This is a genomic window from Comamonas sp. NyZ500 (assembly GCF_016772095.1).
GTDB lineage: Bacteria > Pseudomonadota > Gammaproteobacteria > Burkholderiales > Burkholderiaceae_C > Comamonas > Comamonas thiooxydans.
The window spans coordinates 81,279-93,010 of sequence record NZ_JAEIJE010000015.1 but is presented as its reverse complement, the minus strand read 5'-3'; the positions used below and the strand labels follow the sequence as shown (position 1 = coordinate 93,010).

General features: G+C 61.6%; 15 protein-coding genes. 7 read left to right on the top strand and 8 right to left on the bottom strand.

The window, feature by feature from the left end; translation table 11 throughout:
• Nucleotides 1-38: 38 nt before the first annotated feature.
• The 4 genes from JAO85_RS19535 to JAO85_RS19520 form a co-directional block, all read right to left on the bottom strand.
• Nucleotides 39-227 carry a DUF2783 domain-containing protein gene (locus JAO85_RS19535; RefSeq protein ID WP_012838412.1) on the bottom strand — a complete coding sequence of 63 codons (189 nt, stop codon included), beginning with the start codon at nucleotides 225-227 and terminating at the stop codon, nucleotides 39-41.
• Between the two features lie 12 nt (nucleotides 228-239).
• Nucleotides 240-1,937 (bottom strand): FAD-dependent monooxygenase, encoded by a 1,698-nt coding sequence (locus JAO85_RS19530; protein ID WP_054075636.1) that lies wholly within the window; start codon nucleotides 1,935-1,937, stop codon nucleotides 240-242.
• A gap of 187 nt (nucleotides 1,938-2,124) precedes the next feature.
• Complete coding sequence (locus tag JAO85_RS19525; RefSeq protein WP_003064953.1) at nucleotides 2,125-3,009, bottom strand: helix-turn-helix transcriptional regulator; 885 nt, start codon at nucleotides 3,007-3,009, stop codon at nucleotides 2,125-2,127.
• A 102-nt stretch (nucleotides 3,010-3,111) separates the two neighbouring features.
• Nucleotides 3,112-3,279, bottom strand: coding sequence for a hypothetical protein (locus tag JAO85_RS19520; protein WP_003064951.1), 168 nt, complete (start codon nucleotides 3,277-3,279; stop codon nucleotides 3,112-3,114).
• Between the two features lie 187 nt (nucleotides 3,280-3,466).
• On the opposite strand from JAO85_RS19520, the gene JAO85_RS19515 reads away from it, so the two are divergent.
• Complete coding sequence (locus tag JAO85_RS19515) at nucleotides 3,467-4,063, top strand: YigZ family protein (protein ID WP_202788802.1); 597 nt, start codon at nucleotides 3,467-3,469, stop codon at nucleotides 4,061-4,063.
• A gap of 46 nt (nucleotides 4,064-4,109) precedes the next feature.
• On the opposite strand, the gene JAO85_RS19510 is transcribed toward JAO85_RS19515, so the two are convergent.
• Entirely contained in the window at nucleotides 4,110-4,259 is a 150-nt protein-coding gene (locus tag JAO85_RS19510) for a hypothetical protein (RefSeq protein ID WP_003064948.1), read from the bottom strand.
• Between the two features lie 82 nt (nucleotides 4,260-4,341).
• On the bottom strand, nucleotides 4,342-4,833 hold the full coding sequence (locus JAO85_RS19505) for a DUF6882 domain-containing protein (protein ID WP_012838414.1): 492 nt from the start codon (nucleotides 4,831-4,833) through the stop codon (nucleotides 4,342-4,344).
• 162 nt (nucleotides 4,834-4,995) lie between these two features.
• Between JAO85_RS19505 and JAO85_RS19500 the strand changes: the two genes are divergently transcribed.
• A complete protein-coding gene (locus JAO85_RS19500; protein WP_202788801.1) occupies nucleotides 4,996-6,240 on the top strand; it encodes an alpha/beta fold hydrolase in 1,245 nt (414 codons plus the stop codon).
• 24 nt (nucleotides 6,241-6,264) lie between these two features.
• Here the strand turns inward: JAO85_RS19500 and JAO85_RS19495 are convergent, their stop codons facing one another.
• On the bottom strand, nucleotides 6,265-7,164 hold the full coding sequence (locus tag JAO85_RS19495) for a LysR substrate-binding domain-containing protein (RefSeq protein ID WP_054075633.1): 900 nt from the start codon (nucleotides 7,162-7,164) through the stop codon (nucleotides 6,265-6,267).
• A gap of 175 nt (nucleotides 7,165-7,339) precedes the next feature.
• On the opposite strand from JAO85_RS19495, the gene JAO85_RS19490 reads away from it, so the two are divergent.
• The 5 genes from JAO85_RS19490 (at nucleotide 7,340) to JAO85_RS19470 (ending at nucleotide 10,720) form a co-directional block, all read left to right on the top strand.
• Nucleotides 7,340-8,023 (top strand): LysE family translocator, encoded by a 684-nt coding sequence (locus JAO85_RS19490; protein WP_054075632.1) that lies wholly within the window; start codon nucleotides 7,340-7,342, stop codon nucleotides 8,021-8,023.
• Nucleotides 8,024-8,155: 132 nt separating this feature from the next.
• Nucleotides 8,156-8,737, top strand: coding sequence for a peroxidase-related enzyme (locus JAO85_RS19485; protein ID WP_012838418.1), 582 nt, complete (start codon nucleotides 8,156-8,158; stop codon nucleotides 8,735-8,737).
• A 116-nt stretch (nucleotides 8,738-8,853) separates the two neighbouring features.
• The gene (locus tag JAO85_RS19480; protein ID WP_039050811.1) at nucleotides 8,854-9,417 is read left to right on the top strand and encodes a YceI family protein; all 564 of its coding nucleotides are present in this window, start codon (nucleotides 8,854-8,856) and stop codon (nucleotides 9,415-9,417) included.
• Nucleotides 9,414-10,136: a YceI family protein gene (locus tag JAO85_RS19475; RefSeq protein ID WP_054075631.1), complete on the top strand. Its 723-nt coding sequence runs from the start codon at nucleotides 9,414-9,416 to the stop codon at nucleotides 10,134-10,136. The genes JAO85_RS19480 and JAO85_RS19475 overlap by 4 nt, the downstream gene beginning before the upstream one ends.
• On the top strand, nucleotides 10,133-10,720 hold the full coding sequence (locus JAO85_RS19470; RefSeq protein WP_054075630.1) for an SRPBCC family protein: 588 nt from the start codon (nucleotides 10,133-10,135) through the stop codon (nucleotides 10,718-10,720). The genes JAO85_RS19475 and JAO85_RS19470 overlap by 4 nt, the downstream gene beginning before the upstream one ends.
• A gap of 104 nt (nucleotides 10,721-10,824) precedes the next feature.
• On the opposite strand, the gene JAO85_RS19465 is transcribed toward JAO85_RS19470, so the two are convergent.
• On the bottom strand, nucleotides 10,825-11,361 hold the full coding sequence (locus JAO85_RS19465; protein WP_202788800.1) for a YcxB family protein: 537 nt from the start codon (nucleotides 11,359-11,361) through the stop codon (nucleotides 10,825-10,827).
• Nucleotides 11,362-11,732: the final 371 nt, after the last annotated feature.

Below are 11,732 nucleotides of genomic sequence, written 5' to 3'. Positions count from 1 at the left end.
GAGCGGGTCGGGCTGACCGCCACGGACAAGCCTTTTGCTTACAGATCTTGCTGGGCCGCCACAATCATTTCGCCAAACTGGCGGGCATCACCGAGCCGATTGGCGGCCAGCAGCGCCAGCTTGACCAGCAGCAGCTCGGACTTTTCGGCGCCCACGGCATCGATGGCGACAGCCAGCTGGTCGTACACGGTCTCCAGACCGGCGATATCAAGAGTGGTTTGGGTCATTTGAATCTCTCCTCAGGCTGGCAGGGCCGCCTTGAATGCGGCTTGCAAACGATTGGCGTCCAGCGCCATCCAGCGCGCACAGACATGCTGATCGGGGCGCAGCAGATAGGCGGCGCCGTCGGCCATCACGCCGTAGCGGGCGCGGCAGCGGCCTTCGGTGTCATCAAGTACCAGATCGGAACCTTCGACAATGCCTGAAGCGTGGCTGCTGACGGCGATCAGGCGCACGGCAACACCGCGAGCTCTGACCCCGGCCGCGACCGCTTGCAGTTCAGCGGGAATCGCCTGGCCGCTCGTGAAATACAGCAGATCGAAGCCGCCGCCCAGATGGTCGAGCAAATAGCTGTCCGGCGCAAAGCGCACGTTGAGAGGCGGCGCGCCATGGCCGGGGCCGGCCTTGAACAGCAGGTTGTCGTCACCCATGCTGTTGAGTGGCGAGCTGCCGTACTCATGCGGGCGCGAGGTGCGCCAGTGATAGAGCGGGCCGACAAAGGGCTGGCTCAGCGACAGAGACAGCACGGCATCGCGCAGCAGCCTGAAACCTCTGCTTGGCGGCGCCATGAAACGTGTGCTCTTGCCGGCCTCTTCCACAATCTCGCGGGCCGCACCCACGCGCTCGCTGCTATAGCTTTGCAGCAGCGCTGCGCTGGCCGCGCCCTTGGCGACGAGTGCCAGACGCCAGCCCAGGCCCTGAGCATCCTGAAAACCGGTGTTGGCGCCGCGCACGCCGAAGATGGGCAGCATATGGGCTGCATCGCCCGCAAAGATCACACGGCCATGCACATAGTCGGGCAGGGTCAGCGCGCGGGCCGAGTAGACGGAGCTCCAGTCCATCTCCCAGGGCGTGCCGCCAAAGCCTATCATCTCCAGCTGCGCATCGATGCGCGCCTTCAGCGACTCGGGCCTGAGCGCATCCTCGGGATCTTCGCCGGCAGGCAGCTGGTAGTCCACACGCCAGATGCCGTGCGGCTCGCGGTGCATGAGGATGGTGTTGCCCGGGTTCCATGTGGGATCGAAGAATGCGAGACGTTCGGTGGGCAAAGGCAGGTCGATGCGGATATCGGCAATCACGAAGCGGCCCTCGTAGGAAGCGCCCTCCATCAACAGATTCATGGCCGTGCGAATCCCCGAACGCGCGCCGTCGCAGGCCACCAGCCAGTCGGCCCGCAGCTCGTAGCTGCCTTCCGGGGTATCCACCTCCACCAAAACCTGCTCGCCCTTTTGCTCGACCTTGTTCACGCGGTTGCCCCAGCGCAGCTCGATCAGCGGGTTGGCCTGCACTGCATCGACCAGATATTCCTCCAGGTACTGCTGCTGCAGATTGATCATGGGAAAGAAGCGATCGTCATCCGCCCGCGCGTTCTCCATGCGAAACACGCGCTGGCCGCGGTAAATGCTGTTGCCGTAGCACCAGGGCAGTCCGGTCTCCGTCACGCGCTGGGCCACGCCCACCTGCTGCAGGATTTCCATGGAACGCCGCGTGAACACAATGGCACGGCTGCCTTCGGACACCTGCAATTCGGATTCGAGCACCACGCAGCGCTGGCCGTGGCGGGCAATCTCCAGCGCCGTGGTCAGGCCCACGGGGCCGGTGCCGACGATGACGATGGGGTGGCTTTGCTCGCCCGGATTCCGGGACGCAAGCCAGGGCTGATGAACCTGGTACTGGTAGTAGATGGAGCGGCGTGGCTCGGCAAATGGCTGGTGCATGTTCTTGTCTCCTGGGGGCGCTGTCGTGGTCAAACCGGTGCGCTTTCATCCCCTTTCGGTCTGGCTTGAGATGCAGTGTAGAAAAGCAGCTCAAGGCCGATGTCACCAGATGGAGACAATGCCGACCGGCAACCGATATTCAAGTCGAATCAGCCTCCCGCCTTTACAGGTCAACCCCAAGCAGCTATCAAAGTTGACCATCGACAGCTTCAGCGGGCTCCATCAGCAGCGCAAACAGCTCGCGCTGCCCCTGCACGCCCAGCTTGGCGCAGACGCGTTTGACATAGGTGCGCGCGCTGCTGACGGTAATGCCCAGGCGCTGCGCCAGCGCATCGGCATCCAGGCCCTGGGCCAGTGCCCGCACCACGTCGAGGTCGCGCGGCGTCAGCTGCTCGAAGCGCCTTGCCAGTCGCGCCAGCACCAGCCCGACCAGGTCGTCCTGCAGCGTCTGCCCCGCGTAATGCAGACGCATGGCCTGCATGACCAGGGGTGCAAAGGCCTCGATCCGGGCAATGGCTGCGGCGTCGAAGCAGCCATGCTCCTCGCCTCGATACAGGTTCACGGAAAGCCAGCGCGCGTTTTCCTGCAGCATCAGCAGCGACAGCCGCTCGGCAATGCGCGGCAGCTCATAGCAGACATGGCGGTACTCGGGGTGCTGTACATCGTGCGGCCCCTGGCGATGCAGCCAGACGCGCGGCCTGGCATGCGGGTCCCTGGCAAGGCGCGCCAGCTCAGCCTGCATCACGCGCTGCGAACCATCGAGCGGATAGAAGCGCTCGCTGTAATCCTGGGAAATCATGGGCAGCGCCCCCGTGCGCGCCCTGTCGCCCATGCCCACCACACGAGGCCTGGCCATGCCCTGGAAGGAGAAGATCGTGCATTGGGCCAGCGGCACATGGCGCCCCAACAGTTGCAGGATCTGCTCGGCCACGGCGTCGCTGCTGCTGCGCCCCACTCTTTCCATCATGGCCGTCACATCGGCCAGGGCCACGGGCAGTTGCGCTGCCTGTGCGGCAGCCGGCAGCAGCATCCAGTGCGAAGAATCGGGAAACGGCGCAGAGCTAGCAGTCATGGGCTGCGATTCTCGCCGCTGTATCGTGTCCGCGGACAGGAAAAACCGACTCTCCCTTTCAGTAGCAGCCGGTCTGGCTTGAGACAGAAAGTGCGGCCGGGCCTACCACTCGCCCACATTGCGTATGCGCTGCAGCAACTCCCATTCATCTTCGGGTGCCGCAGCCTGCAGGGCCTGGGGCTCTGCCAGCTCCTGCGCCAGCGGAGGCGGCGTGAAATGCTCGCGGCCAAAAGTATGTTCGCTCAGGGACTGTGGATGCGGATTGTTCATGACGGCCTCCTTTGCGCAAAGCTTAAGGCTCGAGGCTTGCCGAAATTGTAGGAATTGGCTTAAGGACACTGTCGAGCAATCCCCACAAGCCGCGTCGTCATGTCATGGATAGGTCACAACTGCCGCTACCCGGCCCATGTACCGCAACGCTGCTCGGCCCCGACTTTGCGGTTATGCTGCCGCCGCTATGCCTCAGACTCTTCGTGCTCCCGTCTCCAGTGAACTGATCATCAAGAAAAGCCGCTTCATCGGCTGCGTTCAGCCGATGACGGACCGCTCCAACGCGCAGGCCGTGGTGGATGCACTCTGGCGCGAGCACCCGGGCGCCGCCCATGTCTGCTGGGCCTTGCTGGCGGGCGGTCAATCGGCGGCCGTGGATGATGGCGAGCCCAGTGGCACGGCCGGTCGCCCCATGCTGGACGTGCTGCGCCATCAGGATCTGGAGGGCGTGCTGGCCACCGTGGTGCGCTATTTTGGTGGCGTCAAGCTCGGTGCAGGCGGACTGGTGCGCGCCTATACCGACGCCGTGGCACAGGCCTTGCTGCAGGCCGAAAAAGTCGCCATTCAGCGCATGCAGATCCTGCAATGCACGGCTCCCTATCCGCTGGAGGGCCTGGTGCGGCGCATGGCCGATGCGGCGGGTGCCGAACTGCTGGAGGTCAATCACGGCAGTCTGGTGAGCTTCAAGCTGCAGATGCCTGAGCCCGACGCCGCCGAATTTGTCAGCGCACTCAATGAAAACGGTCAGGGCCGCATTGGCTGGCTCAAGCCGGACGAGCTGTAGATAGCAAAGAAAAACCCGCTTTGGGCGGGTTTCCGAGCGGGCAATTTCAGCAATTGCCTTTCTTGGCCTGGCCCGGTGGGCAGCCGTGGGGGTGAGGCTTTTTGTAGCCATCGTCGTAGTATCCGCCACGGCTGTCATAGACAGCGCAGCCGCTCAGCACAAACATGGCTGCGGCCAAAGCAAACATCGTTTTCATGGGGTGACCTTTTCAGATTTTTGAGGGTGTCAGTCTATAGGCGACCCCGCCCGCATTCTGTCAACAATCCTGTACGCGGCTTTCAATTGGCCGGCTGCTGCTGCTCGACCGCCACCTGCAGGTGCAGCAAGGTGAAATACAGAGTTACATCGCCCTGCTGGTCGATAAAGGTGCCTACGGCACGCTGCAGGCGGGCAGCAATACACATGCACTCCATGGCCTCTGGACGGCCGCCGGGAATCCGGGCCGTGGTCAGCAATGCCAGCTGGTTCTGTCGGCCGAACTCATGCACGACTTCCAGCGCTTGGCCATGCTGCTTGGGAATGGCTTCGTTGGCCCAGCTCCAGACAAAACTGCCGTCCTGCTCGCTGCTGGTGCCCACAAGGCAGACCGTAGCGATCACCTCATGCAGCGGAGCTTCCAGCGCCAGCAGGGCGCGGTCCAGATCCCAGCGGTAGCTGGGGCTGCCCTGCAAGCCAAATTCCAGCGGCCATTCTGCATTGCGGGCCTGCATCATTTCAACGGCCTCACGGCTCCAGGCAGCCCAGTCGGTGGTTTGTGCGTCGTTGCTCATCGCGTATCCATTGCTTTTCAACAGACCGCATTGTCAGCCAATAAGCTGGCTGCCACTGTGTTTACACCCACTCCATTTGGACGATTCAGCCGGCGAAAGTCCCGCTGCAAACTGGTCTCAGGCACTCCCTTGGAGGCCGCCGCACAACAAATGGAGACTACTATGCCCCTCGTACCCACAGGACTGCGACGCGCCGCAGCCATAGCCACCCTGAGCACGCTGACTCTGTCCAGCTGGCCGACTGGCTTCGCGCAGACCCAGGCGTCTTCCAAAATGACGACAGGCTCTGCGGGACAAATGCTGGCTATCGAGCCGCTAGCCCCGGCCTTCAGCCTGGCAGATGCCGACAAGGCCTATGCCATCTGGTACTCATCAACCGATGGAACGGCCGCAGGCAACGACCAGGCGTCTCAGCTCACGACCTCGGGAGTCATCTTTCTGCCCAAGGGGCTGCCGCCTGCCGGTGGCTGGCCGGTAATAGCCTGGGCGCACGGCACCGTAGGCATCGGCGACAGCTGCGCCCCCTCCCGCAACCCACGCTCGGAGCGCGATGCGCAATATCTCAACAACTGGCTCAAGGAGGGCTATGCCATTGTCGCAACCGACTACCAGGGCCTGGGAACGCCCGGCCCTCATGCCTATCTGCACAGCCGCGCTGCGGCCTATGCCACGCTGGACTCGCTGCGCGCGACGCTCAACACCAAAGAGCTTCCACTCGGCAACAAGATAGTCATCGTGGGCCAGTCCCAGGGGGCGGCTGCCGCATTTGCGACTGCTGGCTTTGCCCCAGACTACGCCCCGGAGCTGAAGATTCTGGGCACGATCGCCACCGGTACACCCCACTCCGGCAGGCCCAGCAAGGACGGCAAGATCGCCTACCGCTCAAGCCCTGCCGAGCAGGAAAGCACGGACCCGTCCATTGCCTACATTCTTTACATCGCGGCGGTAGCCAACCAGTCCAAGCCGCGCTTGCCAGCCGAACAGGTGCTGAGCGAAAAAGGCCTTGACGCCATGAAAGCCGCAGAAACCACCTGTGTGCAACAGATGTTCGATGTGGTGAAAAAAGAGCAGTTAAGCTGGAGCAACACCTTCAAGTCGGACTTCATGAGCTATTACGCTCAACCTTTCAGCAAAGGCCAGTTTCCCACGCTGAAGATCGCCACGCCCGTGTTCTTTGGCATAGGAGGCGCGGACAGGGACGCACCGACCAAATTTCAGCAGGACCTGGCCGAGCAAAGCTGCGAAGCCGGCACGGTGGTTGAAGCCCACACCTACCCGGGCATGGACCATTCGCAGGCCGTCAACAGCTCCTTCCCCAACTCGCGCCTGTTTGCACGCAAGCTGTTCAATGGAGAGAAGATTGCTGGCAACTGTGCTGCAAAGCAAGAGACGCTCAGACCGCGCTGAACCGCGTGGGATATCCGTCTGCGTTCAGCCTTGCATCTGCTGCTGAATCCAGTCGACCAGAAGCTGCTGCACCGAGCCCGCCTCCCAACTCTGTACGGCCAGCAGACAGTATTGCGAGCCATCGGGTACAAAGCCCAGCGGCGCCACCAGCCGGCCGGCGGCGATATCGTCCTCCACCAGCAGTTGCGGGCCCATGGCTACACCCAGGCCCGCTGCTGCGGCCTGCAAGCTCAGGTAGAAATGCTCAAGCACCAGATCACCGCCTGCTTGCGCCTGCCGGATCTGGGTGGGAGGCTGATCTGGCTGGGTTGTCCACCAATCCTCCCAGGCCTTGGGACGCGTCTTGCTATGCAAGAGCGTTGCATCGCCACGAAGCACAAGGCCGCCATCGGGCTGCAACGCAAAGAACTGCGCCAGACTGTCCGGATGGCAGACCGGCCCCATGTGCTCTGCGCACAAGGGCTGCATTTGGACATTGGGCCCCCAGTCAAAGTCGTTGCGCCGAATGGCCAGATCGATGCCGCGCCCCCATTCCACGCTGCCACCGCCCGCAACCAGATGCACAGTGTGCTGCGGGTAGCGCGCCTGGAAGTCGCCCCAGCGCGGAATCAGCCAGCGCATCAGCAACGTGGGCTCGCAGGACAGCAGCAGCGGCCTGCCTGCCACCTGCTGCCGCACCGCCTCGGCAGCACGTGCCATCTGGCCCAGACCGGCATGCACTCCGTCGAACAACAGCCTCCCCGCAGCATTGAGAAAGACACGGCGATTGCGGCGCTCAAACAGCTGCGCCCCCAACTCTTCCTCCACCGAGCGCACCGCGCGGCTGATGGCTCCATGGGTCAGGTGCAGCTCATCGGCAGCGCGGCTGAAGCTCTCCAGCCGCGCTGCCGCTTCAAAACAGCGTAAAGCGACCAGCGAAGGCATTCGTGGTGGACCGCCAGCAGAAATATGTGAGTTTGAATCACTATTTTCTTGAGAAATCATCGTTATTCAAAAAACTTTGACCGCCCTAGAGTTCTTAGCTGTAGAGCGCTGTTTGCCATTCTCGTGCAACAGCGCCATCTCACAAACTGATATTTGAACTCAAGCAATACACAGTATGAACGCCTGGCCCACCGTGATTCTCGTTACCTCTCTCGCCGTCATCAGCCCCGGCGCCGATTTCGCCATGGTCACCCGCACCAGCCTGATGGAATCGCGCCGTGCGGGTCTCTGGGTGGCGCTGGGCATCGGCTGTGGCGTTCTGATCCATGTGGCCTACACCCTGCTGGGACTGGGTATGGTCCTGCAAGGACTGCCCTGGCTTTTCAAGCTGCTCAAATATGCGGGCGCAGCCTATCTGGTGTGGCTGGGAATTTGTCTCTGGCGCGGCGCCAGCCGTGCAAATGACGATCGGCCAGATTCCCGATCCAGCGCCGAACCCGGCCAGCGCAATGCACGCAAAGGCCATGCGCCAGGCCGCTCGCTTTTTGTCCTGGGCTTTCTGACCAATGCACTCAATCCCAAGACAGCGCTCTTCATCCTCAGCCTGTTCATGCAAATCGTCGGCCCTGCCGTGCCCATGCCCACCCAGTTGGCCTACGGCCTTTTCGTCGCCATGGCCCACGTGCTGTGGTTTGCGCTGGTAGCCTGTTTCTTCTCGGCCCCGGTGCTCCAGCCCAAGGTTCAAGCCATACGTCCCTGGGTAGATCGCAGCCTGGGCTGCGTGCTGCTTGTCCTGGGCCTGCTGCTGATCGCCACCGGCACACCGGCCACGTCGAATCTGATGGATGCCAGCATCTGACAGGCAAAGCCTGACAGGCCCAATGCCGCAATAGCAGCATCTGCAACGCAAACGACAGCTTTGGAGCGCCCACCCGTGCCATGCTTGTCATGGTTGGTACATATCAGCAAAACTCCAAAGGAGACAGGCACCATGAAAAGCCGCTACCCCTTTCCCGATCTGAACAGCCTGCCTGAAGACATCAGGCAGCGCATCGCCGAGGTACAGCAAAAGTCGGGCTTTATTCCCAATGTTTTTCTGGCCTTTGCTCGCCGGCCGGCCGAGTGGCGCGCCTTCTTTGCCTACCACGATGCGCTGATGCTCAAGGAAGACGGCAGTCTCAGCAAGGGCGAGCGCGAAATGATCGTCACCGCCACCAGCGCTGCCAATCAGTGCCTGTATTGCGTGGTGGCTCATGGCGCCATCTTGCGCATCTATGAGAAAAAGCCGCTGATCGCCGACCAGGTGGCGGTCAATTACCGCAAGGCCGACATCAGCCCGCGCGAGCGGGCCATGCTGGACTTTGCCATGAAGGTCTGTCTGCACAGTGCCGAAATCGACGATGCCGACTACGAAGCCTTGTACCCTCACGGTTTTGACGACGAGGATATCTGGGACATTGCGGCCATTACCGCCTTCTTCGGACTGTCCAACCGGATGGCCAGCTTCGCGGGCATGCAACCCAATCCCGAGTTCTATCTGATGGGCCGGGTGCCGCGCGAGAAAAAAGCCTGAAGCAACAAGCAGTAACTCGTGGGCTGCAATCGATGCAGCTTGCACGGGAATGACGCATCATCCCTCACAGAGCAGCGGCCAACCCGGCAAAACGCTGTTTGCCGGAGGTCATCCAGATGCGCAATACCGTTTGCTGCCTCGCCGCCCTGCTCGCCACGCTCTGCGCCACTGCAGCTCATGCCACCTCGTGGGAGCTCAAGCCCGGTGGCGACAACAGACTGGAATTCACCGCCACTTTCGAGCAAACACCGGTCACCGGCGTGTTCAAAGACTTCCGGGTTCGCTTTGACTTCGACCCTCAAAAGCCAGACAGCAACAGGCTCAATGTCAGCATTCGCATCAGCAGCGCCGACATGGCCAACCCGGACATCAACCAGGCCATTGCCGGCAAGGACTGGTTTGACTTTGTGCGTTATCCCGAGGCAGTCTTTGATGCCAGGGAGATTCTTGACGCCCCCGGCGCAGCCGGTTATCGGGCACGCGGCACCCTGCTGCTGAAAGGCCGCAGGCAGCCGCTTGTGCTGCCGTTCAGCTGGAAGCCCGAGGAGCGCCGCATGGAAGGCGAATTCGTTACCCATCGCTCGATATTTGATATCGGCACAGGAGAGTGGAAGAGCAGCAATGCCGTGGGAGACGCCGTGACAGTGAAATTTCGCATCCAGCTGCGCGAGTTGCCATGACATTGCGCAGACAGCTGATTGCACTCCTGCTGGCTCTGATCACAGGCTGCTCGCAACCAGGCATCGAGCCAGCCCAGCCTCCCGCCCCGACGGCAAGGCCTGCGGACTTTCCTGCGGCCTTCTATGCCGATGCTGCTGCACGGGGCCAGTCGGTGCTTCAGATCGATTCATCGCATTCCCTGGTCTCGATCACCGTTCGACGCGCTGGCGCTCTGGCCAGACTGGGGCACGACCATGTGATTGCCAGCCATGAGCTACAAGGCTATGTGGCCCCCCGGCTTGGCCGGGCCGATCTCTATGTGGCGCTGGACAGGCTATCGGTCGACGAACCCGCTCTGCGCGCCAAGGCGGCTCTGGACACCCAGCCCAGCGCAGCCGATATTGAAGCGACCCGTGCCAATATGCTGAACAAGCTGCTGCAAACCTCGGTCCATCCATTTGCACTGATCCAGGCACATGCCTCCCCCGAAGCGGACGGCGATGTATTGCTGGCCCTGGAACTCACTCTTCACGGCGTCACACGCAGCCTGAGCGTACCGGCCCGAATCAGGAGGACGCCGAGCGAATTCCATATCAGCGGCTCGCTGAGCATCGATCAATCGAGTTTTGGCATCACGCCTTTGTCCATCCTGGGCGGTGCAATCCAGGTCCGCGACAGGCTCGAGTTGAACTTCGAAGTACGCGCCGCTCCACCTTTGAAGCAGGAATCCCTGTCATGAGAACAGGGCTTGTCGGTGCCTGCGGCGCAGCTCTGACCCTGTTCTGCGGCGGTTTGCAGGTTTCGGCACAAGAGCTGCGCATAGAGACTGCCGAGCACAATGAGGCCATGACCGTGAACGCCTCGGCCGTCATGCAAGTCCGGCTGGCTACGGCCTGGAGCGTGATTTCCGACTACGAGCATCTGGCCGACTTTGTGCCGGATATGCAAAGTTCGCGCGTGCTGCAACGCGATGGCAACCAGGTGCTGCTGGAGCAAAAAGGCAGTCTGGGGTTTCTGTTTTTTCGCCAGGCAATCGAGGTCAGACTGGCCGTGACCGAATGGCCGCAGCAGCGCATTGCCGCACATGCAATAGGCGGCAATCTCAAACAGATGGACGGCAGCTATACCCTGGAACCCCAAGCCGACGGCCGGGTACGCTTGGCTTACAGCGCTCGCCTGGTCCCGGCTTTCGCCATCCCGCCGCTGGTCGGGAAGCCAGTGCTGCGCCAGTTGCTGAAACGCCAGTTCAAGGCACTGGTGGATGAAATCCAGCGACGCGAGGCCCTGACGCTTCAAGAGCAGAAGCAGACGCCAGGAAATTAGCAGCAGGCCGTTACAAGGGCCAGATGGTATTGGACGCGAGCAAGCCTGGCCCCTGTGCCTCGGGTTGCCGTCATGACTGCGCAAGCATCTGCAAGAACAAAGACTTAAATCGCAGAGGCCCTGAGATGGCGCGTGAACTGCTCGAACTCTGCAGCCATGGGGGCAATGGCTGCCTTAGGCAGTACCAGGGCCTGCATAGCGTCGATGAACAGATAGTAGTTCACGTCATCTTCGGCAAGCGCCAGCACTCCTGACCACGGCAGTATCGTGTCTCCTCGAACCGAGGCTACCCTGATGGCGTCCGACGAGAGCGTGACCGTTTGTGGCGACAGAAACGCTCCATCCGGCAGGAGCATGAGCTTGCGCATGGATGCCTGTGACAGGTATGGCATCGTCACGACGGCGATCAAAGCGACGACCAAAAGGCAGGCAACCACTCCCAGCGGGCGGGAGATCTCGGGAAACTCACACATCAGTCGCGCGTAGGCTGCACCAGCGAGGCCAATGCAGAGCCACACCACAACCCTCAAGAGGAACGGCCAGGAAAGCATCCCTGCCTTCTGATGCCAGCGCCGCGAAACCATTTTCTGCAGGCGAACGAAGTCGGCGGGAACGAGAGTAAAGCTGGCGGTCATGTTCATGGTTGGCTCATGTGGCCACAGGCATAAGCGACCTGCAGCAGCGAGTATTGATCGAAAGGTGACTGCGGCATCTCACACGGTCGCTGACTCTGGTTCGTGAACGAATTCGTTACCGGCACTGCTAGCTGCACTATAAGCCGGCGCACCGGGCATTACAGAGTGCGACCAGAGCGGTGCATGCGATACAAGCACAAGCCATGCAGCTGCAAGATGTGAAATTGCAGCAAATCGAGACAGCCATCTCCATGGCGTGACGGGTTTTAAGCAGTGATCTGATTGCCTGCCACGTATCGATTGCGCTGCATCTTCCTCGAACGCCCGAATAGTCGAACAGCCTTGCTGCCAGCACTTGGCCATCAGGCGCTGGCTGC